Raw genomic sequence first — 25,837 nt, 5'->3', positions numbered from 1 at the left:
TGATACACCGCTTTCGCGAGCAAGCCCGCTCCCACATGGGGGATGTGTTATTTCCAGATATGGATCGGCCATCCGGCTTTTTCGGCGTGTTCCAGTAATACCGGATCCGGGTTGACCACGTGGGGGAAATCCACCTTCAGCAACAGCGGCAGGTCGTTGCGAGAGTCGGAATAAAAACTTGCGCCTTCAAGATTTTCTTCTTCCGCATCCAGCCACTCCAGCAAGCGGATGATCTTGCCTTCGCGGTAGGTCAGGGTGCCGACGGTGTGGCCGGTGTAAGCGCCGTGGGCCACTTCCAGTTCGATGCCCAGAATCTCGTCGATGCCCAGGCGCTCGGCGATGGGGCCGACCAGGTGCGTACCCGAGGCCGAGATCACCAGGATCCGGTCGCCGGCCTTGCGATGCGCCGCGATGGTTTTGGTGGCGTCACTGAAGATGATTGGCTCGATGTAGTCCTCCACCCACGGACCAACCAAGTGCGCGACTTCTTCAGGCGTACGACCAATCAACGGTTCCAGGCTGAAGGCCATGTAGTCTTCCATGGCCAGATGGCCCCTGCCGTAGGCATCCATCAATTCCTTGTCGCGACGCAGAAACGATTCGCCGTCGACCCAGCCGAGGCGGACCATTTGCTCGCTCCACAGTGAGGCGCAGTCGCCGTGGATCAGGGTTTCGTCCAGATCAAAAATTGCCAGGGCCATCAGTGCAGTTCTCTCTTCAGCATAAGCAAAGGCATCAGGCTACCTCACACAGGGCCGTCGGATCGATGGAAAGCGCCAGGCGCTGACCATCGGGATGCAGATCGGCCGCCGAGCGGTTCAGCACATCCACCACCAATTCCACGCCCCGGGCTTCGACCCGGTAGCGAATCACGTTGCCCAGCAGGCTGTGGCTGCGTATCTGCGCGTCCAGTTCACCGTTGAGGCTCAGTTCAATGGCTTCCGGGCGAATGGCGATGCGCTTGCTGATTGGCCGCTGCAGCAGCTTTGAGGCGCTGTCGGCGTCCAGCAGGTTGTAGTTGCCGATGAAGCCGGCGGCAAACACGTCGACTGGCGCAGTGTAGAGGGTTTCGGCGTCGCCGCTTTGTACGATCTTTCCCTGATTCATCAGGAAAATCCGGTCAGACATGGTCAGGGCTTCTTCCTGATCGTGTGTGACGAAGATGGTGGTCAGACCCAGTTCGCGCTGGATCTGACGGATCTGTTCGCGCAGATGCTTGCGGATCCGCGCGTCCAAGGCCGACAGCGGTTCGTCCAGCAACAACAGGCGTGGTCGGGTCACCAGTGAGCGGGCGAGGGCAACACGCTGGCATTGACCACCGGACAGTTGATGCGGATAACGCGCGGCGAAGTCGGTCAATTCCACCAGCTTCAACACTTCGGCAACACGCTTCTGGCTGTCGTCAGCATTGACCTTTTGCATGCGCAAACCAAAAGCGACGTTCTGCTCGACGCTCATGTTGGGGAACAGGGCATAGCTCTGGAACACCATGCCGATTCCACGTTTTTGCGGGCTCAGGGGCACGATGTCCTGACCATCGAGCAGGATCTTGCCGCCATCGACAGAGGTCAGGCCGGCGATACAGCGCAGCAGGGTGGATTTGCCACAGCCGGACGGGCCGAGAAGGGTGACGAACTCACCTTTCTGGATCTCGCAGTTGATGTCACTGAACACCGTGGTGCCTGCGTAGTCTTTCTTCAGATGTTGGACGCTGACGAAGCTCATTGGCTTTTGTCCTTGTTCAAGATATTGGCAGCCCAGGTCAGGACCAGCACAAAGAAGAAGTAGGAGATCACCAGCGCACTGGTGAAATGACCGCTGCTGTTGCGCATGTTGTTGAGGTAGACCTGCAGGGTTTCGTAGCGGGTGCCGACGAGGATGTTGGCGAACACGAACTCACCGAACAGGAACGAGAACGACAGCAGCAGTGCCACCATCAGGCCCTTGCGCAGGTTCGGCAGCACCACCAGGAACGCTGCTTGAAAGGTGCTGGCGCCGAGCAACTGAGCGGCGTCCATCAGGTCGCGCAGGTTGATCGCTTGCAGGTTGTTGGTGATCGCCCGGTACATGAACGGCAGCGCCACGGTGAAGTAGCAACCGATCAGGATCCACGGCGTCCCGACCATGGCGAACGGCCCGGAACCATAGAGCTGCAACAGCCCCACGGACGACACCACCGGCGGCACGGCGAAGGGCAGCAGGATCAGGATGTTCATCAATGCGTCGAGTTTCGGGAAGTGGTAATGCACCACAAACAGCAGCGGCAGAATCAGCACCACCGAAAGAATCAACGAACCAACGCACACCAGCAGCGATTGCCCGAACGCATTCAGAAAGCGTGGATCGCTCCACAGCTGGATGTACCACTTGAGGGTGAAACCGCTGGGCAGAATGGTCGCCGACCAACTGCTGGCGATCGAGTAGATCAGCGTGCCGAACAATGGCAACAGCAGAATGGCAAACAGTAAATACACCGCGACACGGTGGTAGACACCGGCGGGCCCCAGTTCAGCGCGAGACATGGTAACTCCTCTTCAACAGCAACTGATGCACGATGGTCACCAGGGTCATCAAGGCCACCAGCACCACGGCCAGGGCGCTGGCGAGGTTCGGATCGAGGGAAATGTCCCCGGCCACCAGCCCGGCAATGCGGATCGGCAGCACGTTGAAGTTGCCGGTGGTCAGCGCATATACCGTGGCATAAGCGCCGAGGGCGTTGGCCAGCAGGATCACGAAGGTGCCGAGCAACGCCGGTGTCAGCACCGGCAGACCGATGTGCCGCCAGAACTGCCAGCCATTGGCGCCGAGCAGCTCGGCAGACTCGCGCCAGTCTTCACGCAGGGCGTCGAAGGCCGGGTACAGCAGCAGTACGCCGAGGGGAATCTGGAAGTAGGTGTAGAGAATGATCAGCCCGGTTTTCGAGTACAGGTTGAAATCCTGAATGATTCCGGCCTGCTTGAGCATGATGGTGAAACTGCCGTTGAAGCCGAGCAGGATGATGAACGCAAAAGCCAGGGGCACACCGGCGAAGTTGCTGGTCATGTTGGCGAAGGCGTTGACGAAGTTGCGCAGTTTCGAATCGACCTTGCGCAGGGAGTAGGCGCCAAGTATGGCGATGATGATCCCGAACACGCTGGACCAGAAGCTGATCTCAAGGCTGTACTGGATCGCCTGCAGGTAAAACTTCGAGCTGAAGATTTTGCTGAAGTTGGCCAGGCCCCAGCCGAATTCTTCCGATTGCAGGCTGTTGATCATCACCCAGGTCAGCGGGGCAATTTCGAACACGATAAAGAACAGTGCGAAGGGCACCAGGCACAGGGCTGCGAGCCATTTACTGCGGGTCATGGCATTCACTTGAGCAACTCCCGGCAGATCGGTTTGTCGTGGGGCACGCCCAGCAACTCGCAGACGGTGCCGCAGATGTCGGTCTGTTTCGGCGCGGCACTGGCGTTGAAGCTGAATGCGTCACCGAGCACGAACAATGGCACCTCACGTTCTTCCGGCAGCAGGCCGTTGTGGGAACGGTCGTTGTTCATGCCGTGGTCGGCGGTAACCAGCACCTGATAGCCGGCATCGAGCCAGCCTTGCAGGTAGTCGGCCAGGATGATGTCGGCCGAGCGCGCGCTGTTACGGTACTGCGGTGTGTCGAGGCCGTGCTTGTGCCCGGCGTCGTCGATGTTCATCGGGTGGACCAGCAGAAAGTTCGGTGCGTGGCGCAGGCGCAGGTGTTCGGCGTCGGCGAACAGGTGCGAGTCCGGATAGTGGTCGTTCCAGTAGAAATGCCCGTGCTGGATCGGCAGTTCCGGGCTGTCGGTGTGGCGATCCCGGGCCGCCACGAAGGGTGAACGGTTATACAGCTCGCTGACCCAGTGATAGGCCGCCGCCGCGGTCGTCAGGCCGGCAGCGGTGGCGTAGTGATAAATGCTGCGCTGGTTGGACAGGCGTGAAACGTTGTTGTGGACGATACCGCTGTCGATGGGCGGAACGCCGGTCAGGATGCATTCGTAAAGCGGTCGGGACAGGGCCGGCAACTCGCACTCCAGTTTATAGAGGGCGGCGCGTCCGGCGCCGACGTACGCTTGCAGGTGCCCCATGGCGTGGCGGGCGACCTCGTAGTTGAGGCCGTCGAGCACGACAAGGATGACGTTGTGCTTCATAGGGGCAAAAACTCCGTGTAACAGAGATCAGGAAAACCGGGTACAACTCAGACCCCCTGTGGGAGCGGGCTTGCTCGCGAAGGCGTCGAGTCAGTCAATACACCGTTGAATGACACACCGCTTTCGCGAGCAAGCCCGCTCCCACATTTGGATCGCCATCAGATCCCGAAATGGGGATCTACCCGGTTACTGCATATTGATAATGACTTCTTCCTGCCACTTCTGAGGAAGGCCCTTGGAGGTCTTTTCCCATGCATCCGCGTCTTTGATCGGCGTGACCTTTTTGTACTGCTCGTTAGGCAGCAGCTTGGACTTCACGTCGGCCGGCAGCGTGATGTGCTCGGCACGAATCGGACGGGCGTTGCCCTTGGCCAGGTTGATCTGGCCGGCGTCGCTGAAGATGTATTCGCGGGCCAGCTTGGCGGCGTTCGGGTTTTTCGCGTACTTGTTGATGATGGTGGTGTAACCGGAAATCACCGAGCCGTCGGATGGAATCAACACCACGTAGTCATCCGGGTTGGCCATCTTGGCCTTGTAGCTCAGGCCGTTGAAGTCCCAGACCACGCCGACTTCGATTTCACCTTTTTCCATGGTGGCAATCGTCGGGTTGGACATCGACAGGCGACCTTGCTTGGCGATGTCGGCGAACAGATCCAGGGCGGGCTTGAGGTTTTTCTCGTCGCCACCGTTGGCCAGTGCCGCGGCCAGTACGCCGTTGGCTGCCTGGGCTGCGGTGCTCACGTCACCGATGGAGACTTTGTATTTGCCGGTCTTGAGGTCGGCCCACTTGGTTGGCGCCTCGGAGCCGTGCAGCAACTTCTTGTTGACGATGAAAGCGATGGTGCCGGTGTAGGCCAGTGCCCAGTTGCCGTCCTTGTCCTTGGCCCAGGCTGGAACCTGTTCCCAGGTGGAGGGCTTGTAAGGCTGGACTACGCCCTGCTTGACCGCGATCGGGCCGAACGCTGCACCGACGTCGCCGATGTCGGCGCTGGCGTTGTCTTTCTCCGCGGCGAACTTGGCGATCTCCTGGGCCGAGCTCATGTCGGTGTCGATGTGCTTGAGGCCGTACTTGTCGCTCAGGTCTTTCCAGGTGCCTGCCCAGTTGGCCCAGTCATCGGGCATGCCGACGCTGTTGACGGCGCCTTCCGCTTTTGCAGCGGCTTCCAGGGTTTTCAGATCATCGGCCGCCATGGCGGCAGTGCACATTGCGATGGTCGAGCCTAACAGTGATGCCAGGAAAAGCTTTTTCATTCCGAAGCTCCTTGGGTCGTGTTCAACGCTGCGATTGCGGTTTGTGTTGGTCTAGGTCAGCAATACCTGAGCCAATTTAAGGGGGCTGGATGACACTTTGATGTCGCTCGTCGCCCGGGATGACTTTTTGTTGAGCGCTATCGCGGGTGGCCTGCTAAGCGTAGACCATGGTCACGGCCCCGACAGGCAAGGGACTTGGCTGGTGAATTGCAGGTTTTTGAACGAAGAGGAAGTCAGAGAACGGCGACCGTCGGGCAGCTTTGTCACATCTCGGTCATCTATGCTGCCTACGCTTGCAGGCTATTGAATGAGCCGGTTTGCACTGCGGTTCTGCTCCGAATTGGTGCTGGTCTAGTCCAGATAGGTAACGTTGATGCGCGACGAGGCAACAAAAGCGGTGACAGCCATTGGCCAAGTGCTTCAGGAACAGATCGACCACGGTCTGTTGGCGCCTGGCAGTAAATTGCCGGCCGAACGCAAGCTCAGTGAATTGTTCGGCACCACGCGGATCACCTTGCGTGAAGCATTGTTGCAGTTGGAGTCACAAGGGCAGATCTATCGCGAAGAGCGTCGCGGCTGGTTCGTCTCGCCGCCACGCCTGGCGTACAACCTCATGCAGCGCAGCCACTTTCACGCGATGGTCAGTGCCCAGGGGCGGGTCCCGTCCACCGAGGTGATTTCGGCGCGATTGCAACCGGCATCGGCGGCGGTTTGTGCCTGGTTGCAATTGCCGGCGCTGTCGAGCGTGATTCAGATCTGCCGCTCACGGCGCATCGACGGGCGACTGGTGCTGTATGTGGAGCACTACCTGAACCCGCAGTACTTTCCGGGGATCCTCGATTTCGATTTGAATCAGTCGATCACCGAGTTGTATGCGCGCCATTACGACTTGCATTACGGGCGGGTGCGCTTCGAGATTGTGCCCACGGCGTTGTCGGTGGATGCGGCGGCGGCGTTGAAGGTGTCGGTAGGTAGCCCGGGCTTACAGATTGCCCGGGTCAACTATGACCAGCATGAACGCTTGATCGACTGCGACCTGGAGTTCTGGCGGCATGATGCGATTCATGTCGGTGTGGATGTGGTTTGACTGATTTGGTTTGTCCGGAACATCGAGTCGTCCCCATCGCGAGCAAGCTCGCTCCCACTGGGATTTGAGTCGCACCTGAGAACTAATGTGGGAGCGAGCTTGCTCGCGATGGCGTCCTGCCAGTCACTCCGGTTTTTCCTGCCCACCGCCCGCAGTCATCACCTGAATGCTCATCCTCGGTGTCGCCAGATCCAGTCCGGCTTCATCCATATGTCGTTTCAGCGAAAGATTGAACGCCCGTGAAACCTCCCACTGCTTGATTGGCGCAGTCTTGAAGCGGGCACGAAGGATTGCGTTGCCCGACTCAAAGCTTTCCACCCCCTGAAACTCCAGCGGCGACCAGATATTGCGCCGTTGCAGCGGATCGGTGCGCATTTTCTGGGCGACTTCGCGCATCAGTTTGATTGCGTTGTCGATGTCCATGCTGGCGGGCACGGCTACGCGGAAGATTGCATAGCCGAACTCCCGGGAGTAGTTCTTGATGCTTTTGATTTCGCTGAACGGAATGGTGTGGACGATGCCATCGATATCTCGCAAGCGCACGGTGCGGATGGTCAGGCCTTCGACTGTGCCGAGGTGGCCGCCGACATCCACGTAGTCGTCGATGGCCAGTGAGTCTTCAATGATGATGAACAGCCCGGTAATCAGGTCGGCTACCAACGACTGCGCACCAAAACCGATGGCCAGGCCGATCACACCGGCACCGGCCAGCAGCGGCGTGACGTTCATGCCCATGTTCGCCAGCGCGACAATCAACGCAACGATGAAAATCGCCACGAACAACACGTTGCGGATCAGCGGCATCATTGTCTGCGCGCGGGCATTGGCCAGGCCTTTGCGCGAGCGGGTCAGCGCGTGGTGCACGGCGGTGTCGCTGAGAATCCAGATCAGCCAGGCGAACAGCAGCGTACCGGCGAGGCTGAACAGTTTGACGCTGACTTCATGGCCATCGCCTTCAGTGAAGCGGATCAACGACATGCCCCAGACCCGCAGGCCGAGCTCGATAAAGGCCAGCCACACCAGCAGATGGGCAATGGTGTAGAAGAAGTTTTTCAGCCGTTCCGAATACACGGCGTAACGCCGAATGCCGCGCTGGGGCTTGAGGGCGTGGCGGCGTACCAGGCCATTGATGACCATGCACAACACCAGCAACACGGTGCAGATCAGCGACTGGCGCAGGGCAGTGCTGGTGTCACCGGCGGAAATGAACGTCGCGAACAGGGAAATGGCCACCAGCACCAGCGCCGGTACGTACCAGAAGGTGCCGAGAATCGACAGGGTGTCGTTGAGGGCGCGGCGGGTCAGGCGTCGGGACAGCGGCTGGTTGCGGATCAGGTGGGCGATCGGGCGGCGGAAACGCAAGATGAACCGGGCGGTGGACAAGGCTGCCAGGACGTTGGCAACCGTGGCAGCCGTATGGGCCAGATGGCTGCCGAGGCTGTCGACCAGTTTTGGATCGCTCAGCGCTTCGCCAAACGCGGCGAAACTGCCGATCAGCCACAGCGGCCGAAACGCCTGGTGCCGCAGGATGTACAAGGCGCGGTGGCGGTGTGGACCGTCGAGCAGGGAAAAGGCAATCACGCAGATGGCCGAGAAGCAGGTGCCGACCACCAGTGCATAGGCCAGCACCATGGCCAGGCTTTTACCCAGGGACGAGGGCAGGGCGTAGCTCATGTAAATCGTGATCACCAGGGCGATCAACCATGGCCCGAGCTTGCGCAAGGCGAAGCGCAACATGTCCAGGGCCCTGGGGTGCTGCGGCAATTCTTCGGTCAGGCCGAAACGCATCCGCACGCGGTGGCTGATCCAGATCAGTGCCGCGGCCAGCAGGCTCCATAGCATCAGGATCATGGCGAACGCAAAGAGCATGGGCAGCCATTCATTGGCCGGCAGCGCCAGCGCCATCAACTCTTCCCGGGCCTGATCGAACTCGCTGGACCAGCGCGTGAGCGGACTGTCGTCGCCGGAAAATTTCTTCTCGATAGTGGCCAGGGTTCCGCCAATCAAGCCCAGCACGCCTTCCTCGGTAATCGGCTGTGCCTGTTTGGTGGTGTCACGGAGCCTTTTCAGATCGGCCAGCAGTTTGCTGCGTTGCTGATCGTTCTCCAGTGATTTGATCACTTCGTCCAGGGATTGCCCCAGCGGTTCCTGTGCTTCGGGCTGCGCCTTGGCCTGGCCGCCGAGCAGGCTTGGCAGGCCGGCCGCCTGGGCAGGCGCCACTGGCAGCAGCGTCATCAGGCAGATAAGGAAAAAGCACGGCAGGGCAAAAAGACGAACGAACACTAGGCGGTCAACCTCGCAAGGAGCGGATCGGCCGAGTGTACGAGCCCGTCAAAATCAATGCGAGCCAAGGGTGATGAATTATTCGTTGAGTTTGGCGAGGATCTTGATCACCACGGTCGCGAGGATGGTCAGCATGCCGATCCACATGGTGAACACACCGGCATTTTTGTCGCGAAAGTTGAAGCCGATAGCCAGCAGGATCATCCCGGCAAGAATCGGGATTAGCATGGCGTGAAAGGTAGACATCGAAATCATGGAGACAGCCTTGTCGAAGAGATACTTGAAGTCTAGGCGGCTTTTGCCGCGGCCGGCGTGATGTGTGTGTAGGAGCTGCCGCAGGCTGCGATCTTTTGATTTTGCTTTTAAAAACAGGATCAAAAGATCGCAGCCTGCGGCAGCTCCTACAGGGGTTACGGCAACTCGCGGCAGGCGTAGAACGCGCTCAGCACCTTGACCAGATGCGCCAGGTCGTGGCTGCCGCACAATTCGCGGATCGAGTGCATGGCGAACGTCGGCAGGCCGATGTCCACGGTGCGTACACCCAGATGGCTGGCGGTGATCGGGCCGATGGTCGAGCCGCAGCCCATGTCGCTGCGCACCACGAAACTCTGCACCGGCACTTCTTCAGCCATGCACAGATGGCGGAAGAACCCGGCGGTTTCGCTGTTGGTGGCGTAGCGCTGGTTGCTGTTGACCTTGATCACCGGGCCGGCGTTGAGTTTCGGGCCGTGGTTGGCATCGTGTTTGTCGGCGTAATTCGGATGCACGCCGTGGGCGTTGTCAGCCGAAACCAGCAGGGATTTCTGAATGGTGCGTACGAATTCATCACCTTCAGGCAGCAGGCGACGCAAGGTTTGCTCAAGCATCGGGCCGTCGGCACCGCAGGCCGAACAGGAACCGACTTCTTCGTGGTCGTTGCAGACCAGCACGCAGGTTTCGTCGGTGTCGGCGGTCAGCAGCGCGTGCAAGCCGGCGTAGCACGACAGCAAGTTGTCCAGGCGTGCGCCGGCGATGAAGTCGCCATGCAGGCCAATGACCGCAGCGCTTTGGGTGTCGTAGAAACTCAGCTCGTAATCGAGCACCACATCAGCGTTCAGGCCGTGTTCGCGGGCAAGTTGATCAGTGAGCACCGCGCGGAAATCCACGCGCTCGTCACCGGCGAATTGCGCGAGGATCGGCGGCAGTTCGGTCTGGGCGTTGATGGCCCAACCCATGTTGGCCTCACGGTTGAGGTGGATTGCCAGGTTCGGAATGATCGCGACCGGAGCCTTGAAGTCAATCAACTGGCTCTCGACCTTGCCATCACGACGGAAGGTTACGCGGCCGGCCAGGGACAGGTCACGGTCGAACCATGGCGCCAGCAGTGCGCCGCCATAGACTTCAACACCCAGTTGCCAGAAGCCCTGGCGTTGCAGTTCCGGTTGTGGCTTGACGCGCAGGCACGGGCTGTCGGTGTGGGCGCCAACCAGGCGAATACCGCCATGCAGCGGCGAATGGCGGCCCATTTTGAACGCGACCATTGAAGAGTCATTGCGGGTGACGTAGTAGCGACCGTTGGCTTCGGTATTCCACGGCTCGCGCTCGTCGAGGCGTTGATAACCCGCCGCTTCCAGGCGCTGAGCAAGGCTGGCGGTGGCATGGAACGGGGTAGGGGAGGCCTTGAGGAAGTCGATCAGGCCTTGGTTCAACTCTTCGCGCATAAAGTAGCTCCAGACAGCAGTGGCGCCAGTTTAACGTATTGGCTTGGTAAATGGCGTCGCACTGAATGGCGGGGATGGCCAGCGAAATCGAATCTGGAGGAGATCCCCTGTGGGAGCGGGCTTGCTCGCGAAGGCGGAGTGTCAGCCAGCATCAATGTTGGATGTGCCGGCCTCATCGCGAGCAAGCTCGCTCCCACAGGGTTTTGCGTAAAGTGCCTAAAACGGTGCCGGGCACTCGAACCGCAGGCGCTCACCACTTTGCGGGTGGGTGAAGGTGAGCATGCTGGCGTGCAGGCACAGGCGCGGCCAGGCTGCCAGCGCTTGTTCATGGGCGTAGAGCCCGTCACCCAGCAGCGGATGACCAATCGAGAGCATGTGCACGCGCAACTGGTGGGAGCGGCCGGTGATCGGTGTCAGTTCGACGCGGCACCAGTCGCCGCAACGTTCGAGCACGCGCCAGAAGGTCAGCGCATGTTTGCCGAATTCATGGTCGACCACATGGCGTGGCTTGGTCGGCGGGTCGTAACGCAAGGGCAGGTCGATGCTGCCGCTGTCCAGTTCCGGCTGACCCCAGCACAGGGCGGTGTAGGCCTTTTCGGTTTCGCGGTCGTGAAATTGCCGAGACAGCTCGCGATGGGTGTCCGGGTCGCGGGCCAGCAGTATGATGCCGGAAGTTTCCCAGTCCAGCCGGTGGACGATTCGCGCTTCCGGGTAGCCGTTTTCTTGCAGGCGGGTAATCAGGCAGTCCTTGTTGTCATCGGCCCGGCCAGGGACAGAGAGCAACAGGGTTGGTTTGTTCACCACCAGTACGGCAGCGTCCTGATGGATGATGTGGATGTTGGACAACGGCATTAAAACAGCCTCGTAACAAACGCCAACGGCGGCTCAGGCCCCTCGTTCCCTGTAAGAGCTGCGGCAGCTCCTACAAAGGCCCGAGGGACCTGAGCCGCCGTGGCTCCTGGCGGATCGACTCAGCGATCAGGCAGGGTGATGTTGAGTTCCAGAATCGAGCAGCTGCCCTGGCTTTCCAGGGCGACATGCACGTCATCGGACCCGATATTGACGTACTTGCGGATCACCTCGACCAGTTCCTTCTGCAAGGCCGGCAGGTAGTCCGGGGTACTGCGTTGGCCGCGTTCGTGCGCCACGATGATCTGTAGACGCTCTTTCGCTACCGACGCGGTGCTTTGCTTTTTGTTGGCACGAAAGAAGTCAAAAAGGTTCATTGCTTAGTTGCCTCCAAACAGGCGCTCGAAGAATCCCTTCTTCTGTACATCGAGGAATCGGTGATCCACGGTCTTGCCCAGCAGGCGATCAACGGTATCGCTGTAGGCCTGGCCGGCATCGCTCTGGTCGTCGAGAATCACTGGAACACCCTGGTTGGATGCCTTGAGCACCGCCTGGGATTCAGGGATCACGCCGAGCAGGGTCACCGAAAGGATTTCCTTGACGTCTTCTACGCCGAGCATTTCGCCTTTGCTCACACGTTCCGGGTGATAACGGGTAATCAGCAGGTGTTCCTTGATCGGGTCTTCGCCGCGTTCGGCACGACGGGACTTGCTGGCCAGCAGGCCGAGCATGCGGTCGGAGTCACGCACCGAGGAGACTTCCGGGTTGGTCACGACAATCGCTTCATCGGCGAAGTACATGGCCAGGTGGGCGCCTTTCTCGATACCCGCCGGGGAGTCGCAGACCACGAACTCAAAGTCTTCCTTGAGTTGCATCAGGACTTTTTCCACGCCTTCGACGGTCAGCGCGTCTTTGTCGCGGGTCTGGCTGGCGGCCAGCACGTAGAGGTTTTCCAGGCGCTTGTCTTTGATCAGGGCCTGTTGCAGGTTGGCTTCGCCGTTGACCACGTTGACGAAGTCATACACCACGCGGCGCTCGCAACCCATGATCAGGTCAAGGTTACGCAAGCCCACGTCGAAGTCGACGATAACTGTTTTGTGACCGCGCAGAGCGAGGCCGGTACCGATAGCGGCGCTGGTGGTGGTCTTACCCACACCACCCTTGCCGGATGTAACCACGAGAATCTTGGCCAAGGTGTTTCACCCCTAAGGAAGAAGGACTTTTCAGTCCCTGAAAAACATCTCCTGAAAAACTACTGCAGTCGGACAGCCTTGGCTGGAATCCGGTTTTGAGCGGCGTTTACCCCCGGTAAACACTGCTTTTGGCCTTTTTCCTACTTCGTTTGAGCCGTTTTCGCTACGTTTTAGAGATGCTTGGAAAATGCGGCAGTATCCGTTAAAGCCGAATGATGTTCAACACGTCGCCAGACAGGCTGACCTGCACACCCGACCCCCACAAAGGATCGCGGCGCAGATCTTCGGAAACCTTGTAATGCCCGGCGATGGAAATCAGTTCAGCACTCATTTGCTGGCAGAAAATCCGCGCCTTGGTGTCGCCCTTGACGCCGGCCAACACGCGACCACGCATCGGGCCGTATACATGGATGTTGCCATCGGCGAGAAGTTCCGCCCCCGGGCTGACCGAGGAGATCACCACCAGATCGCTGCCCTGGGCATAGATCTGCTGGCCACCACGTACTGGCGACGTGATGATTTTTGTCGGTTTGATGGTCGGCTCGGGCGGTTTTTCCGGTTTTTTCTTCGGTTCGCCTTCGGTCAGGTCCAGTGGACGCTCCCGGGCACCGGACGGTGGCAGCACCGGCAAGTCGACTGCGATGGCAGCGGCGATGTCTTCGATGCGGCTGGCGCGGATCGCCAGGGTGCGCAGGCCATGCTGGCGGCACACGCGCATCAGGCCGGGCAAATCGACGGCGCCTTCGCTGGCCGGGAGTTTGTCCAGGGCCAGTACCAGCGGCGCATTGCTGAAGAAGTTGGGTGCCTGGGCGACCTTGGCGGCCAGTTGCCGATCAAGGCTTTCGAGGTCGTTACGGGCCAGTTCCAGCACCGTAATGGCCAGCATGCTGCCCTTCAACTGGAACACGGGGTCTTGGTCTAGCGGTTCGGTTTGGCTCATGGTCGGCATACAACGACTTGTCACTAAAAGTGCCGAGACTTATAACGAGAACGCCCGCAGGCCGCAAGCCGGGTCGAACGATGTAGAATGCGCGGCCATTGTCATTCCGGAAGCATTAATGGACCGCCCGCGTTTTCGAAAAGCATTTCTATCTCCACGTTTCTGGCCGCTGTGGTGTGGCTTGGGGCTGTTGTGGCTGATCGTCCAGTTGCCGTATCCGGCCCTGCTGTGGGTCGGTCGTGCACTGGGTGCATTGATGTATCGCGTGGCCGGCGACAGACGGCGCATTGCCAAACGCAACCTGGAACTGTGTTTTCCTGAAAAAACCGCAGCCGAGCGCAAACGCCTGCTCAAGGAAAACTTTGCCTCCACCGGCATCGCTTTTTTTGAGATGGCGATGAGCTGGTGGTGGTCGCGCAAGCGCCTGGCGAAGCTGGCTCATGTCGAAGGGCTGGAGCATTTGCAAAAGGCCCAGCGTGAGGGCAAGGGCGTGATCCTGATGGCGCTGCACTTCACGACGCTGGAAATAGGCGCCGCGTTGCTCGGTCAGCAGCACACCATTGATGGCATGTACCGCGAGCACAAAAATCCGCTGTTCGACTATATCCAGCGCCAGGGCCGCGAACGCCACAACCTCGACTCGCTGGCGGTGGAACGCGAAGACGTGCGCGGCATGCTCAAATTGCTGCGCTCGGGCCGGGCGATCTGGTACGCACCGGATCAGGACTACGGCGCCAAGCAAAGCATTTTCGTGCCGCTGTTCGGCATTCAGGCTGCGACCGTCACTGCCACGAGCAAGTTTGCGCGGCTGGGCAAGGCGCTGGTGGTGCCGTTCACCCAGGAGCGCCTGGCGGACGGCAGCGGTTATCGCCTGGTGATTCATGCGCCGCTCGAAGGCTTCCCCGGCGAAACCGAAGAGGACGACTGCATCCGCATCAACCAATGGATCGAAGCCGTTCTGCGCGAACATCCCGAGCAATACCTGTGGGCCCACCGCCGCTTCAAGAGCCGTCCGCCGGGCGAGCCCAAGCTGTACGCCAAACGCGGTTGAATCCCGATCCCCTGTAGGAGCGAGCTTGCTCGCGATGGTGGTCAACGATAACGCGGGGCACCTGACACCCCGCGGCGTTTTCACGACCATCGCAAGCAAGCTCGCCCCTACAAGGGAACAAGTCGAAACAACGAAATCCCATCAAGCACCATGGAGAGTTGTGCATGAGTCCAGGCGAACCGGTTACAGGGTTGATTCTTTCCGGCGGCGGGGCTCGTGCGGCTTATCAGGTCGGGGTGCTGGCGGCGATTGCCGAATTGCTGCCGCCGGGGGCGAGCAATCCGTTTCCGGTGATCGTCGGCACCTCGGCGGGTGCGATCAACGCCGTCAGCCTCGCCAGCGGGGCAATGGATTTTCGTAACGCCGTCGAACACCTGACAGCTTTCTGGCAGGGCTTTCGCAGTCATTTGGTGTTGCGCAGCGACTGGCCCGGAGTGATCCGTCAGGCCAGCCGCTTTGTCAGCCACAGTTTGCTCGGTATCGGTACACACATGCCGGTGGCGTTGCTCAACAGTTCTCCGCTGCGGCATTTGCTCAATGACAAGCTGCATATGGGCGGCATCGCTGAAGCGATTGCACAGAAACAATTGCATGCGGTGGCGGTCACCGCGTTCGGCTATGAGTCCGGCCAGGCCGTCACCTTCTATCAGGGCGGCGGCAAGATCGACGCCTGGTTGCGCCATCGACGCATCGGCGTTCCAACGCAACTTTCCGTTGAACATCTACTCGCCAGTTCGGCTATTCCACTGCTGTTCGCTCCGGTGAAAATCGGCGAAGAGTATTTCGGTGATGGCGCGGTGCGTCAGTCGGCGCCAATCAGTCCGGCGCTGCATCTGGGTGCCAGTCGGGTGTTGGTGGTGGGCGTCAGCGGCAACCCCCGCGGGTTCGACCCGCAACAACCCTTGCAGCGCAGCTACACCGGGCAGCAGCCGACACTGGCGCAGATCGGCGGGCACATGCTCAACAGTACGTTCATTGACAGCCTGGAAAGTGATATCGAGCTGTTGCAGCGTCTGAACCAGTTCAGTCACCTGATGCCCGACGGTACGCCAACCCGTGCCTTGGGCGTGGCGCCAGTGGACGTGCTGGTGATTTCACCGAGTCAACCGATCGACGAGATTGCCGCACGCCATCGCCAGGAACTGCCGGCGGCACTGCGCCTGTTTCTGCGTGGGCCGGGGGCGACCAAGACCAGCGGGGCGGGGGTATTGAGCTATCTGCTGTTCGAGGCAGGGTATTGCAGCGAATTGATCGAGCTGGGGCGGCGCGATGCGTTGGCCAAGCGCGGGGAGTTGAGCCGGTTTCTCGGCTTGGCGGAGCCTGCAGTCTCGGCTTGAGATAGGCGGTGCAGCCATTCGCGAGCAAGCCCGCTCCCACACTCGATTTTCAGCGAACACAATAATTGCGTACGGCGCAGATCAAATGTGGGAGCGGGCTTGCTCGCGAAGGCGCCCATACAGACGCCTACAGAATTAAATGATCAGAAGTGAACCTTGACCAGGAAACTGGTCACGCTCTGATCCGTCTTGAAGCCCTGGCTGTCTTCAATCCCGTATTTGTTTTTCCAGTAGTCATACTCGACACCGACGTACAGCTGCTTGGCACCCAGGTTCAGCGCCTTGCCCAGGTCGTATTTGACCTGTGGATTGAAGTGCAGGTTGGCGTGGTATTCGCCATTTTTGTTCACGTCGTTGTCGACCACCCAGTCCATGAAACCGTCGATCAGCACGTCTGAGCCACCCACCGGGATGGTGTAGGACCAGACCGGCGTAACCTGCCAGATGTTGTCGCCCGGGCGGTCGCCTTCGGTGTGACGGTTGTAGAAGTTCAACTGGAAGTAGTCGAAGCCCGGGATGGCCAGGTCGAAACCAGGGCCGATCAGGTAGGACTCGGTATCGTCTTCACCGAACTCGTAGGTCATGGCCAGCAGTACGTCCTTGATCGGGCCGAACTCGAACTTTTGGTCGAAGATCTTGTTGAACGACAGGCGTGGGCTGAGTTCGCCGTAGTGGCTGTTCTTGCCCGCGAAGGCGTCTTCCTTGCCGTTGTAGAAAATCTTGTCGATGAAGAAGAAGTTGTCGCCGTATTTCCAACCGTCGGCGTGTTCAAAGGTTACCGTCTGCTGGATGCGCGGGTTGACCTGGAAGTCCTTGCCATACAGGTAACTCAGGCTGTTGTTCTGCCATTGCAGCAAGTCGCCGGCCATGGCCTGACCCCCCGCCAGCAATGATCCCGCCAGCATCAGGCTAGTGCACGTACGTTTCATTCGGTTGCTCCCAAAAAGTAGGTGGTTCCACGTTATTTTTTTAAGGTCGGCGCTCTGGTGTGGCGCCTGTTTCTGTCGCTGTAAAAAATTATCCAATCGGTCAGCTTTAGCGCTGTGAGCAAGAGCTGGGCCAAGGCTTTCAAAAAGCAAAAAAACTCCCGCTCGACGGCTCAAGAGCGGTCGATTGAGAGGGGTTTTGGAGTGCCTTGGTTCCTGCCAGCGCCGGGATAAGTTGGCCTGCTGGTCAGGTTTTACATCCGGGCTTTTTTTTAAACCGGATTCGGGCGGCCGCGGAGAATACTGACTCCTCGGACAGGTCTCAAGTGCTCCGCAATGGCGCACCGACGACAGGTATGTGGCGCGGCTGCGGGGCAGCATCAGAAATGCACCTTCACCAGCAGGCTGGCGGTGTTTTCATTGGTATTGAAACGGGAGCTGTCCTGGACGCCGTATTTGTCTTTCCAGTAGCTGTATTCGGTGCCGACATAGACCTGTTTCTCGCGCCAGCCTAGGGCTTTGCCCAAGTCGTATTTGATCTGTGGGTTGAAGTGCAGGTTGGCGTGATAGGTGCCGCGTGAATTCTGGTCGTTATCTACCACCCAGTCGATGTAGCCGTCGATCAACAGGTTCGAGTTGCCCAATGGCAGGGTGTAGGACCAGGCCGGGGTGATTTGCCAGACATCGTCGCCGGGGCGCGAGCCTTCGGTCTGGCGGTAATAGAAGTTCAGGGTAAAGAAGTTGAAGCCCGGTACTGCGAGGTCGAATCCGGGACCGATCAGGTAAGCCTTGCTGTCGTCTTCGCCGTTCTCGTAGGTCATGGCGAGCAGCACGTCCTTGATCGGGCCGAATTCGAAACGGCGGTCGAGGATTTTGCCGAAGGAGAGACGCGGGCTGAACTCGCCGTAATAAGCGTGAGCACCTTTGTTTCGGTCTTTCTCGCCGTTGTACCAGGTGCTGTCGACGAACAGGAAGTTGTCGCCGTACTTCCAGCGATCGGCGTGTTCGAACGTTACCGTCTGCTGGATCGCCGGGTTGATCGCGTAGTTCTTGCCGTACAGGTAGCTCAGGCTGTTGGTCTGCCATAGCAGTAAATCGCCGGCCATGGCCTGGCTCGCGGCCAACAGGCCACCCGTCAACAGCAAGTTGGTTTGTGTCCGAATCATCTGTTGCTCCCTCTTGTTTTTATTTTTGAGGCGCATGTAGCTCTCCCGTGGGAGCGGGCTTGCTCGCGAAAGCGGTGTATCAGTCAACGATGAAGTTGGGGCTGATGACGTCTTCGCGAGCAAGCCCGCTCCCACAGGGGGTGTGGGTTTCTCGGTTAATGCGTGTGGGCGTGGCAGTCGTTGATCGCGGCGCGTTCTTTGCCGCCGAGGATGTTGAACAGCAGGTTTAGGGTCAGGGCACTGAGCGTGGCCATGGCGATGCCGCTGTGGGTGATCGGGCTCATCCACACGGGCAGGTGGGCGAAAAACTCCGGGCGTACTACCGGGATCAGCCCCATGCCGATGCTCACCGCCACCAGCAACTGATTACGACGGTCACCGATGTCGGCTTCCTGCAGGATCTTGATCCCGGTGGCGGCGACCATGCCGAACATCGCAATCGCTGCACCACCGAGCACGGCCGGTGGAATCGATGCCACCAGGAACGCGGCTTTGGGCAGCAGGCTGAGGACGATCAGCAAACCGCCGGCAACGATCGTCACCGAGCGGCAACGCACGCCGGTCATCTGCACCAGGCCAATGTTCTGGGCGAAGGAGGAGTGGGTGAACGTGTTGAAGAATCCGGCGAAGAACGAAGCGCCGGCATCGCACAGCAAACCGCGACGCAGCATGCGTGGGCAGACTTCCTGGCCGGTGATCTTGCCCAGCGCAAGAAACATCCCGGTGGACTCGACGAAAATGATCACCACCACCAGGCACATCGACAGGATCGGCGCGAGTTCGAATTTCGGCATGCCGAAATGCAGCGGGGTGACGAATTGCAGCCATGGCGCACTGGCCATGCCACTGAGGTCGACCATGCCGAGCAAGCCGCAGAGTACATAGCCCAGGCACATGCCGATCAGCACGGAAATATTGACCCAGAAGCCGCGCATGAAGCGGTGCACCAACAAAATGGTGCCCAGCACCAGCGCGGCGATGGTCAGGTAAATCGGCGAACCGAATTGTGCGGCGCTCGCACCGCCGCCGGCCCAGTTCACGGCCACGGGGAACAGTGACAAACCGATCGAGGTGATGACCGTGCCAGTCACCAGCGGCGGGAAGAAGCGTACGACTTTGGACATGAACGGGGCGATGATCATGCCGAAGAACCCGGCAGCGATGGTCGCGCCGAAGATCCCTTGCAGGCCGATTCCGGGCATGCCGGCCATGGCGACCATGCTGCCGACGGCGGCGAAACTGGCGCCCATCATTACCGGCATGCGAATGCCCATGGGGCCGATGCCGAGGGACTGGACGATGGTGGCAATGCCAGCCACCAGCAGGTCGGCGTTAATCAGGAAGGCGATTTCTTCACGACTCAGGCCAGCGGCCTGTCCGATGATCAGCGGCACCGCGATGGCGCCACCGTACATCAGCAGAACATGTTGCAAACCGACCAGGATCAGTTGCAAAAGGGGCAAACGCTGAATGGCGGGTGCGTCGGGGATGCGCGCTGTGGATAGCTCGGACATGCAACACCTCGGATCTTTTTTATTCTTGTGATTTTGTGCATCGGGCAAACCTGTGGGAGCGGGCTTGCTCGCGAAGAGGCCATAACGTTCAACATCGTTGTTGACTGACCCGACGCCTTCGCGAGCAAGCCCGCTCCCACAGGGATTGATGGTGCCCATGTGGGAGCGAGCTTGCTCGCGATGCTTCTAACGATTAATTGGTCGGAGCTCCCTGCACAATCCAGGCACCGATCAGGTCACGTTCCTCCCTGCAATCCAGGCACCGATCAGGTCACGTTCCTGCTGGGTCATCTGCGTGATGTTGCCCAGTGGCATGATCTGGCTGGTGACGGCTTGTGCCTGGATCCGTGCTGCGTTCTGGCGGATCTGCTCGGGGGTGTCGAACATCACACCGGCAGGGGCCGCACTGAACAGCGGGCTGGTGGGCTTGGCCGAATGGCAAACCGCGCAACGTTCCTGAATCACGCTGTGCACTTTGTCAAAGCCAGGGCCGGCATTGGACGCTTGCGCCGGTGCGGCTGGCGCTTCTGCAGGTTTGGCTTCAGCGGGTTTCAAACCACCGCCCAGCGCCGTTTCCGGCAGTGGCTGGTATTCGATCTTCGCTGGCGCCTTGGCCACTTCCGGGTTGTTCAACGGCGCAGGGCCGGTGACGTAAGCCAGGCTGATCATGCCGACGGCTGCCACCGGCAGGGTCCAGGCAAACTTGTGGCTGTCATGACGGGTGTTGAAGTAGTGACGCACCAACACCGCCAGTACCGCGATCCCGGCCAGGATCAACCAGTTGTACTGGCTGCCATACGTGCTCGGGAAGTGGTTGCTGATCATGATGAACAGCACCGGCAAGGTGAAGTAGTTGTTGTGACGCGAACGCAGCAGGCCTTTGGCCGGCAGCGCCGGATCGGGCGTGCGGTTCTCGGCGATCGCCGCCACCAGTGCGCGTTGCGCCGGCATGATGATGCGGAACACGTTGCCGACCATGATGGTGCCGATGATCGCGCCGACGTGCAGGTACGCACCCCGGCCGCTGAACACTTTGCTGAAGCCATAGGCCGCGCCGATGATCAGGACAAACAGGATGAAACCTAGCAGGGCAGGGCGTTTGCCCAGGGCCGAGTCGCACAGGAAGGAGTAGATGAACCAGCCGATGAACAGCGAGCCGAGACCGATGGCCACGCCTTCAGGGCCGCTCAGGGTGCTGCCCGGAGCCAGCAGGTAGAGCGTCGGGTTGGAGTAGAACACCACGCACAGCAGTGCGATCCCCGACATCCAGGTGAAGTAGGCTTCCCATTTGAACCAGTGCAGGTTGTCCGGCATGGTCGGTGGAGCCAGTTTGTATTTTTCCAGGTGGTAGATGCCGCCGCCGTGGATCGCCCACAAATCACCGGCCAGACCGTTTTTCGGGTTGACCCGATTGAGGTTGTTTTCCAGCCAGACGAAGTAGAACGATGCGCCGATCCAGGCCACACCAGTAATCATATGAACCCAGCGCACGCTCAGGTTCAGCCATTCCAACAGATGTGCTTCCACAGTCTTTACCTCTCGCCTGTCACTCTTGTTGTCGAGTGATCAGACCTTCTCTTATTGGTGGGGGGCGAGGATCAAACGCTCATCCTCTTTGAAAAAATGCTCATCGCAGTTATTGCCTGTGCCACTGCGATCAACCACCAGGAAGTCATCCCGCTTTTCGATCGTCAGCACCGGGTGGTGCCAGACGCCGCGATGGTAATTAATGCCCTGCCTGCCGTTGGTGACGAAGGCGCGGACCAAGCCTGATACAGGTTCATCGCCAAGTGGCGCGACCACGATCAGAAAGGGGTTGCCGAGCAGCGGAATGAAAGCCTGGCTGCCCAGCGGATGACGCTCCAGCATGCTGACGGTCAGCGGCATGTCCTGCGCGTCGGCGCGGAAAATGCTGATGATCGCCTTGTCCTCTGGCATGGCGGTTTCCACCGTCGCCAGTTTGTGGAAGCGCATGGTCGAACCGTTGTTGATCATGAAGTGATCGCTGCCGTCGGTTTCGATCACGTCACCGAAAGGGGCGAAGGCTTCTTTGGTCAGCGGTTCAATCGTCAGTGTGCGCATGCTGGTCTTCTTACCTTGAATTCTGTGTTGTTTGTTCTGACGCTTTCGCGAGCAAGCCCGCTCCCACATTTGGAATGCATTCCCCTGTGGGAGCGAGCTTGCTCGCGATTGGGTTCAGCGCTTATTTAGCGACCTTGCCCAATACGCGCAGGCGGCTCACACCACCATCCGGGAACACGTTCAGGCGGATGTGGGTGATCGGGCCCAGTGCCTTGATCTGCTCGGCGAAGGTGTGTTCGGCGTGCATTTCCAGCTTTTGGCTTGGCAGCAGTTCGCGCCAGAACAGCGACTGGGTTTCGATCTGGCTGTCGGTACCGCCCTTCACGAAGGCGCCCTGGATCGAGCAGCTGTCCGGGTAGTTGCCCTTGAAGTGCAGGGTGTCGACGATGACTTTCTCGACTTCGCCGGCATGACCCAGCGCGACGATCACCCAGTCATTGCCTGGAGTACGACGACGCGCGGTTTCCCAGCCGTCGCCCATGTTGATGCCGCGGCCCGGGTTGAGGATGTTGCTCATGCGGCCGAAGTGTTCGTCGGAGCAGGCGAGGGCGCGGCCACCGTTGAGGGCGGCAGCCAGGTCGACCTGTTCGTTGTCGCCGATCGCCGACCAGTCGCGGAATGGCACGCCATACACGCGCAGACGGGCCACGCCGCCATCCGGGTAGATGTTGAAGCGCAGGTGGCTGAACGCCTGGTTGTTGTTGATTTCGTGGTAGTGGTGGCTGTTGCCTTGCAGCTCGACGGCGGACAGCACTTCAGTCCATTGGGTGTTTTCATCAGGCTCGCCCGACGCCAGGAAGCAGGCTTCCAGGGACGCCGATGGCGGGAAGTTGCCGGTGAAGAATGAAGTGTCGATGTCGACGCCCTTGATCGAACCCGGTACGCCCAGGCGGATCACGGCGCTGTCGAAGCCTTCGAAGCGCTTGCGGCGCGACTCCCAGCCATCCATCCACTTGCCGTTGTCATCGAACACGCCCTCCTTCCATACGGCCGGGGTCGGTTGGAACAGACGGTTGGCGTCTGCGAACCAGTCATCGGTGACCGAAATGATTTTGGTGCCCAGGCGGGCGTCGGCCAGGTTGACGAACTTCTCGAAAGGTACGGCGTAAGCTTTCATTCTTCTTGTCTGCCTTTAATAAGTTGGCTTGGGATGCTTGCAAGGCCCTGGGCGGTTTCGGCGTTCATGAAATGCCTGGGCCGGGCTTGCTATAGGGTCAGTAATCGGAACAGGGCGATCTTGTTGATCTCCGCCAGCGCACACTTGAACTCGGTGTCGACCGGGTTGTGGATGCGCGTTTCGAACGCTGCAAGGATCTGATGCCGGTTGCTGCCTTTTACCGCCATGATGAAGGGAAACTTGAACTTGGCTTTGTAGGCGTCGTTCAGCTCGGTGAAGCGCTGGAACTCTTCGGCCGTGCATTGGTGAATACCGGCGCCCGCCTGTTCATGAGTGCTGGCTTCGGTGAGTTGGCCCTGGACGGCAGCTTTGCCGGCCAGGTCCGGGTGGGCGTTGATCAGGGCCAGTTGGCTTGCATGATCGGCGCTCAACAGGATGTCGCTCATGCGCTGGTGCAGGGTTTCGATCTGGTCGATCGCAGCGTCCTGGCCCAGATCGAAGGCCTTCTCGGCCACCCATGGCGAATGTTCGTAGATGTCGGCGAAGGCTTTGACGAAGGCGTCGCGGCTCAATGTCGATGGTTTCAATGTTTGAAAGGCGCTCATTTCGCGGCCCCTTGGTACGGGTGGGTTTCCTGCCAGTGACGCGCGATGTCGACGCGACGGCTGAACCACACCTGTTCATGACTTTTAGCGTATTCGATAAAGCGCTTGAGCGAAGCCAGACGCGCCGGACGGCCGATCAGGCGGCAGTGCAGGCCGATCGACAGCATTTTCGGCGCCTCGGCGCCTTCGGCGTAGAGCACGTCGAACGCATCCTTGAGGTATTCGAAGAAATCGTCGCCCTTGTTGAAACCCTGGACCTGGGTGAAGCGCATGTCGTTGGTGTCCAGGGTGTACGGGATCACCAGGTGCGGCTTGCCGGTCGGGTTGTTCGGTTCCCAGTAGGGCAGGTCGTCGTCATAGGTGTCGCAGTCGTAGAGGAAGCCGCCTTCTTCCATCACCAGGCGACGGGTGTTCGGGCCGGTGCGGCCGGTGTACCAGCCCAGTGGGCGTTCACCGGTGATTTCGGTGAGGATGCGGATCGCTTCGAGCATGTGCTCGCGTTCCTGGGCTTCGTCCATGTACTGGTAGTCGATCCAGCGATAGCCGTGGCTGCAAATCTCGTGGCCGGCATCGACCATGGCGCGGATCACGTCCGGGTGACGCTGGGCTGCCATGGCCACGGCGAAGATGGTCAGCGGAATGTCGAATTCCTTGAACAGTTTCAGAATCCGCCAGACGCCGGCACGGCTGCCATACTCGTAAAGGGATTCCATGCTCATGTTGCGCGCGCCTTGCAGCGGCTGGGCAGAAACCATTTCCGAGAGGAAGGCTTCGGATTCTTTGTCGCCGTGCAGGATGTTGCGCTCACCGCCTTCTTCGTAATTGAGTACGAACGACAGGGCAATGCGGGCATTGCCCGGCCAGTGTGGGTGAGGAGGGTTACTGCCGTAACCGACCAGGTCGCGTGGGTAGTCAGCGCTCACTGCAGGCTTCCTTCTTATTCGATGATGACGGTTGGTGTGACGCAGCTGAAGATTGGGTGGCAGGCTTGCGTCACAGCGATGGGATGATTGTATACAACTTTATATTCACTTTGTAAGCCTGATTTTTCGCATTTTTCACCGACTGTCATCTTTTACTGCTATTGGCGTATGCCTGCAAGAAATCTGCCTGACTGGTCAGTTATTAGTTCGAGGGTTCATTGGCCGTGCGGTTTGGCGGGAAATCGAAGACAAATGTACAGGTGGCGGGGGTTACGGGAAAAATGTCGTTTTTATTGTGTACAATTTTTTTGAAAAGTGTCTTAATCAGTCGCTCGCCGCAACTTTTCGTGCTCCGAATCGGTGCGGTCTCCTTTTCAACTGACTTCGGGAGGCGCGAAGTCTGACTGCTCCACGCAGGCAGGCGCGCAGAATCAATGGGACGTTTGACTACACACGTTTTGGACGCAGCACACGGTTGCCCGGGCAGCTCGATCAAGGTCGAGTTGTACCGCGTTGAAGGATCGCACCTGGAATTGGTCGCCAGCGCGATAACCAACAGCGATGGCCGTGTCGATGCACCGTTGCTGCAAGGCGATGACTACCGCACCGGGGTCTATCAGGTTCAGTTTCATGCCGGCGATTACTACCGCGCCCGTGGTGTAAAGCTGCCGGAACCGGCGTTTCTGGATGTTGTGGTGCTGCGTTTCGGCATCTCTGCCGAACAGGATCACTACCACGTGCCGTTGTTGATTTCGCCTTACAGCTACTCCACCTATCGCGGCAGCTGATCCCCCAAGCAGCTGCTGCACCCTGGAAGCGACTGCGCATATAGCTTCTTTGGTCTTTCGCCCGCTCACACTGCGGGCTTTTTTTCGTCCTTGAGAAAGAGGGTGTCTGGTCTGACGCCTTCGCGAGCAAGCCCGCTCCCACAACAGAATGCGTTCCAATGTGGGAGCGGGCTTGCTCGCGAAGCTTTGGCTTTTGGCTTTTAGCGGCTCAGCAACGACGCTGCACCCGCACCACCAAACAACCCCGCACTGATCCGGTTGAACCAGCTCTGGCCCCTGCCGCTGCGCAGATAGCGCGCCGCACCATGGGCGCCGAGGCCGTAGGCTAATTTGCACAGCAGGTCGAGCACGGTCCAGGTCGCAATCATCACCAGCAGTTGCGGCAGAAACGGTTGTTCGGCACTCAAGAACTGCGGCAGGAAAGCGGCGAAGAACAGAATGTCTTTCGGATTGCTGGCGCCGAGCATGAAGGCACGGCCGAACAACGCACGAAAGCGAGGCACCGGTGCTGCTTGTGGCACTTCTGCGCCGTGGGAAGGCTGGCGCGATTGCTGCCAGCTCTGCCAGGCGAGGTAGAACAGATACAGTGCGCCGATAATCTTCAGGGCGCTGAACAGCTGTTCCGAAGCCAGCAACAACGCACCCAGGCCCAGGGCCGAAGCACTCAGCAGGCAGATCGATGCGGACACGCCGCCGAGAAAGGCCGGGTAAGAGCGGCGCAGGCCGTAATTCAGACTGTTGCTGATCATCAGCAAAGACAGCGGCCCCGGGATCAGGATCACTATCAGCGCCGCGCCGCTGAACAGCAGCCAGGTTTCCAGACTCATCACTTTCCTCCATTTGCACAAAAGCCCCACCCGACGGGGTG

At 59.5% G+C, this 25,837-nt stretch carries 26 protein-coding genes; 4 read left to right on the top strand and 22 right to left on the bottom strand.

The genetic code is table 11. From position 1 onward, the window contains the following. Positions 1-47 precede the first annotated feature (47 nt). The 6 genes from ABIA48_RS06130 to ABIA48_RS06105 form a co-directional block, all read right to left on the bottom strand. Positions 48-701, bottom strand: coding sequence for an HAD family hydrolase (locus ABIA48_RS06130; RefSeq protein ID WP_429487411.1), 654 nt, complete (start codon positions 699-701; stop codon positions 48-50). A 34-nt stretch (positions 702-735) separates the two neighbouring features. Then, a complete protein-coding gene (locus ABIA48_RS06125; RefSeq protein ID WP_429487410.1) occupies positions 736-1,725 on the bottom strand; it encodes an ABC transporter ATP-binding protein in 990 nt (329 codons plus the stop codon). Then, a complete protein-coding gene (locus ABIA48_RS06120; protein ID WP_429487409.1) occupies positions 1,722-2,522 on the bottom strand; it encodes an ABC transporter permease in 801 nt (266 codons plus the stop codon). The genes ABIA48_RS06125 and ABIA48_RS06120 overlap by 4 nt, the downstream gene beginning before the upstream one ends. After that, positions 2,509-3,345 (bottom strand): ABC transporter permease, encoded by an 837-nt coding sequence (locus ABIA48_RS06115; RefSeq protein WP_429487408.1) that lies wholly within the window; start codon positions 3,343-3,345, stop codon positions 2,509-2,511. Before ABIA48_RS06115 ends, ABIA48_RS06120 begins: the two co-directional genes overlap by 14 nt. A 5-nt stretch (positions 3,346-3,350) precedes the next feature. Next, on the bottom strand, positions 3,351-4,157 hold the full coding sequence (locus tag ABIA48_RS06110; RefSeq protein ID WP_429487407.1) for an alkaline phosphatase family protein: 807 nt from the start codon (positions 4,155-4,157) through the stop codon (positions 3,351-3,353). Positions 4,158-4,343: 186 nt separating this feature from the next. Then, positions 4,344-5,408 (bottom strand): ABC transporter substrate-binding protein, encoded by a 1,065-nt coding sequence (locus tag ABIA48_RS06105; RefSeq protein WP_429487406.1) that lies wholly within the window; start codon positions 5,406-5,408, stop codon positions 4,344-4,346. A 373-nt stretch (positions 5,409-5,781) separates the two neighbouring features. Here ABIA48_RS06105 and ABIA48_RS06100 point away from each other — a divergent pair, with 373 nt between their 5' ends. After that, positions 5,782-6,495, top strand: coding sequence for a UTRA domain-containing protein (locus ABIA48_RS06100; protein ID WP_007988162.1), 714 nt, complete (start codon positions 5,782-5,784; stop codon positions 6,493-6,495). Positions 6,496-6,618: 123 nt separating this feature from the next. Here the strand turns inward: ABIA48_RS06100 and ABIA48_RS06095 are convergent, their stop codons facing one another. The 7 genes from ABIA48_RS06095 to minC all read right to left on the bottom strand — a co-directional run bounded on the left by ABIA48_RS06095 (position 6,619) and on the right by minC (position 13,460). Then, the gene (locus tag ABIA48_RS06095) at positions 6,619-8,778 is read right to left on the bottom strand and encodes a mechanosensitive ion channel family protein (protein ID WP_429487405.1); all 2,160 of its coding nucleotides are present in this window, start codon (positions 8,776-8,778) and stop codon (positions 6,619-6,621) included. Between the two features lie 78 nt (positions 8,779-8,856). Beyond that, positions 8,857-9,033, bottom strand: coding sequence for a hypothetical protein (locus ABIA48_RS06090; RefSeq protein ID WP_204931873.1), 177 nt, complete (start codon positions 9,031-9,033; stop codon positions 8,857-8,859). A gap of 155 nt (positions 9,034-9,188) precedes the next feature. Next, entirely contained in the window at positions 9,189-10,478 is a 1,290-nt protein-coding gene (locus tag ABIA48_RS06085; protein WP_429487404.1) for a M18 family aminopeptidase, read from the bottom strand. 216 nt (positions 10,479-10,694) lie between these two features. Further along, a complete protein-coding gene (locus ABIA48_RS06080; RefSeq protein WP_015096127.1) occupies positions 10,695-11,330 on the bottom strand; it encodes an RluA family pseudouridine synthase in 636 nt (211 codons plus the stop codon). A gap of 119 nt (positions 11,331-11,449) precedes the next feature. Further along, entirely contained in the window at positions 11,450-11,704 is a 255-nt protein-coding gene (gene minE, locus ABIA48_RS06075; RefSeq protein ID WP_007974947.1) for a cell division topological specificity factor MinE, read from the bottom strand. 3 nt (positions 11,705-11,707) lie between these two features. Then, positions 11,708-12,520: a septum site-determining protein MinD gene (gene minD, locus ABIA48_RS06070; protein ID WP_007974946.1), complete on the bottom strand. Its 813-nt coding sequence runs from the start codon at positions 12,518-12,520 to the stop codon at positions 11,708-11,710. A 202-nt stretch (positions 12,521-12,722) separates the two neighbouring features. Next, entirely contained in the window at positions 12,723-13,460 is a 738-nt protein-coding gene (gene minC / locus ABIA48_RS06065) for a septum site-determining protein MinC (RefSeq protein ID WP_033063426.1), read from the bottom strand. Between the two features lie 118 nt (positions 13,461-13,578). Here minC and ABIA48_RS06060 point away from each other — a divergent pair, with 118 nt between their 5' ends. Together ABIA48_RS06060 and ABIA48_RS06055 are read left to right on the top strand one after the other, a co-directional pair. Then, entirely contained in the window at positions 13,579-14,511 is a 933-nt protein-coding gene (locus tag ABIA48_RS06060) for a lipid A biosynthesis lauroyl acyltransferase (RefSeq protein WP_007988156.1), read from the top strand. A gap of 164 nt (positions 14,512-14,675) precedes the next feature. Continuing rightward, positions 14,676-15,848 (top strand): patatin-like phospholipase family protein, encoded by a 1,173-nt coding sequence (locus ABIA48_RS06055; RefSeq protein ID WP_429487403.1) that lies wholly within the window; start codon positions 14,676-14,678, stop codon positions 15,846-15,848. 143 nt (positions 15,849-15,991) lie between these two features. On the opposite strand, the gene ABIA48_RS06050 is transcribed toward ABIA48_RS06055, so the two are convergent. The 8 genes from ABIA48_RS06050 to puuE form a co-directional block, all read right to left on the bottom strand. Next, positions 15,992-16,777, bottom strand: coding sequence for an outer membrane protein OmpK (locus tag ABIA48_RS06050; protein WP_429487402.1), 786 nt, complete (start codon positions 16,775-16,777; stop codon positions 15,992-15,994). Positions 16,778-17,154: 377 nt separating this feature from the next. Beyond that, positions 17,155-17,940, bottom strand: a complete 786-nt coding sequence (locus ABIA48_RS06045) for an outer membrane protein OmpK (protein ID WP_429487401.1) — start codon at positions 17,938-17,940, stop codon at positions 17,155-17,157. A 155-nt stretch (positions 17,941-18,095) separates the two neighbouring features. After that, a complete protein-coding gene (locus ABIA48_RS06040; protein ID WP_429487400.1) occupies positions 18,096-19,454 on the bottom strand; it encodes a nucleobase:cation symporter-2 family protein in 1,359 nt (452 codons plus the stop codon). Positions 19,455-19,685: 231 nt separating this feature from the next. Continuing rightward, positions 19,686-20,981, bottom strand: a complete 1,296-nt coding sequence (locus ABIA48_RS06035) for a urate hydroxylase PuuD (protein ID WP_429487399.1) — start codon at positions 20,979-20,981, stop codon at positions 19,686-19,688. Positions 20,982-21,032: 51 nt separating this feature from the next. Continuing rightward, a complete protein-coding gene (locus tag ABIA48_RS06030) occupies positions 21,033-21,536 on the bottom strand; it encodes an ureidoglycolate lyase (protein WP_116261836.1) in 504 nt (167 codons plus the stop codon). A gap of 121 nt (positions 21,537-21,657) precedes the next feature. Next, positions 21,658-22,653 carry an allantoicase gene (alc, locus tag ABIA48_RS06025; protein ID WP_429487398.1) on the bottom strand — a complete coding sequence of 332 codons (996 nt, stop codon included), beginning with the start codon at positions 22,651-22,653 and terminating at the stop codon, positions 21,658-21,660. An 89-nt stretch (positions 22,654-22,742) separates the two neighbouring features. Next, a complete protein-coding gene (uraD, locus tag ABIA48_RS06020; protein ID WP_429487397.1) occupies positions 22,743-23,258 on the bottom strand; it encodes a 2-oxo-4-hydroxy-4-carboxy-5-ureidoimidazoline decarboxylase in 516 nt (171 codons plus the stop codon). Beyond that, on the bottom strand, positions 23,255-24,181 hold the full coding sequence (gene puuE / locus ABIA48_RS06015) for an allantoinase PuuE (protein WP_007988146.1): 927 nt from the start codon (positions 24,179-24,181) through the stop codon (positions 23,255-23,257). Before puuE ends, uraD begins: the two co-directional genes overlap by 4 nt. 434 nt (positions 24,182-24,615) lie before the next feature. Here puuE and uraH point away from each other — a divergent pair, with 434 nt between their 5' ends. Beyond that, entirely contained in the window at positions 24,616-24,969 is a 354-nt protein-coding gene (gene uraH / locus ABIA48_RS06010) for a hydroxyisourate hydrolase (protein WP_007974925.1), read from the top strand. 200 nt (positions 24,970-25,169) lie between these two features. Here uraH and ABIA48_RS06005 read toward each other — a convergent pair whose 3' ends face one another. Then, on the bottom strand, positions 25,170-25,796 hold the full coding sequence (locus tag ABIA48_RS06005) for a LysE family translocator (protein ID WP_204931851.1): 627 nt from the start codon (positions 25,794-25,796) through the stop codon (positions 25,170-25,172). Positions 25,797-25,837: the final 41 nt, after the last annotated feature.

It is taken from the genome of Pseudomonas sp. S30_BP2TU TE3576, assembly GCF_050436025.1.
Lineage (GTDB): Bacteria > Pseudomonadota > Gammaproteobacteria > Pseudomonadales > Pseudomonadaceae > Aquipseudomonas.
This window is presented reverse-complemented; position numbering and strand designations above follow the sequence as displayed.

What these genes read in the sequence shown, in the direction of transcription:
- ABIA48_RS06130 (WP_429487411.1), bottom strand. Translation starts at nt 701, where the DNA reads ATGGCCCTGGCAATTTTTGATCTGGACGAAACCCTGATCCACGGCGAC.
- ABIA48_RS06060 (WP_007988156.1), top strand. Translation starts at nt 13,579, where the DNA reads ATGGACCGCCCGCGTTTTCGAAAAGCATTTCTATCTCCACGTTTCTGG.
- ABIA48_RS06030 (WP_116261836.1), bottom strand. Translation starts at nt 21,536, where the DNA reads ATGCGCACACTGACGATTGAACCGCTGACCAAAGAAGCCTTCGCCCCT.
- ABIA48_RS06055 (WP_429487403.1), top strand. Translation starts at nt 14,676, where the DNA reads ATGAGTCCAGGCGAACCGGTTACAGGGTTGATTCTTTCCGGCGGCGGG.
- minC (WP_033063426.1), bottom strand. Translation starts at nt 13,460, where the DNA reads ATGAGCCAAACCGAACCGCTAGACCAAGACCCCGTGTTCCAGTTGAAG.
- uraD (WP_429487397.1), bottom strand. Translation starts at nt 23,258, where the DNA reads ATGAGCGCCTTTCAAACATTGAAACCATCGACATTGAGCCGCGACGCC.
- minE (WP_007974947.1), bottom strand. Translation starts at nt 11,704, where the DNA reads ATGAACCTTTTTGACTTCTTTCGTGCCAACAAAAAGCAAAGCACCGCG.
- ABIA48_RS06085 (WP_429487404.1), bottom strand. Translation starts at nt 10,478, where the DNA reads ATGCGCGAAGAGTTGAACCAAGGCCTGATCGACTTCCTCAAGGCCTCC.
- alc (WP_429487398.1), bottom strand. Translation starts at nt 22,653, where the DNA reads ATGAAAGCTTACGCCGTACCTTTCGAGAAGTTCGTCAACCTGGCCGAC.
- uraH (WP_007974925.1), top strand. Translation starts at nt 24,616, where the DNA reads ATGGGACGTTTGACTACACACGTTTTGGACGCAGCACACGGTTGCCCG.
- ABIA48_RS06120 (WP_429487409.1), bottom strand. Translation starts at nt 2,522, where the DNA reads ATGTCTCGCGCTGAACTGGGGCCCGCCGGTGTCTACCACCGTGTCGCG.
- ABIA48_RS06100 (WP_007988162.1), top strand. Translation starts at nt 5,782, where the DNA reads ATGCGCGACGAGGCAACAAAAGCGGTGACAGCCATTGGCCAAGTGCTT.
- ABIA48_RS06115 (WP_429487408.1), bottom strand. Translation starts at nt 3,345, where the DNA reads ATGACCCGCAGTAAATGGCTCGCAGCCCTGTGCCTGGTGCCCTTCGCA.
- ABIA48_RS06040 (WP_429487400.1), bottom strand. Translation starts at nt 19,454, where the DNA reads ATGTCCGAGCTATCCACAGCGCGCATCCCCGACGCACCCGCCATTCAG.
- ABIA48_RS06125 (WP_429487410.1), bottom strand. Translation starts at nt 1,725, where the DNA reads ATGAGCTTCGTCAGCGTCCAACATCTGAAGAAAGACTACGCAGGCACC.
- ABIA48_RS06005 (WP_204931851.1), bottom strand. Translation starts at nt 25,796, where the DNA reads ATGAGTCTGGAAACCTGGCTGCTGTTCAGCGGCGCGGCGCTGATAGTG.
- ABIA48_RS06090 (WP_204931873.1), bottom strand. Translation starts at nt 9,033, where the DNA reads ATGATTTCGATGTCTACCTTTCACGCCATGCTAATCCCGATTCTTGCC.
- ABIA48_RS06110 (WP_429487407.1), bottom strand. Translation starts at nt 4,157, where the DNA reads ATGAAGCACAACGTCATCCTTGTCGTGCTCGACGGCCTCAACTACGAG.
- ABIA48_RS06045 (WP_429487401.1), bottom strand. Translation starts at nt 17,940, where the DNA reads ATGATTCGGACACAAACCAACTTGCTGTTGACGGGTGGCCTGTTGGCC.
- ABIA48_RS06080 (WP_015096127.1), bottom strand. Translation starts at nt 11,330, where the DNA reads ATGCCGTTGTCCAACATCCACATCATCCATCAGGACGCTGCCGTACTG.
- ABIA48_RS06050 (WP_429487402.1), bottom strand. Translation starts at nt 16,777, where the DNA reads ATGAAACGTACGTGCACTAGCCTGATGCTGGCGGGATCATTGCTGGCG.
- ABIA48_RS06105 (WP_429487406.1), bottom strand. Translation starts at nt 5,408, where the DNA reads ATGAAAAAGCTTTTCCTGGCATCACTGTTAGGCTCGACCATCGCAATG.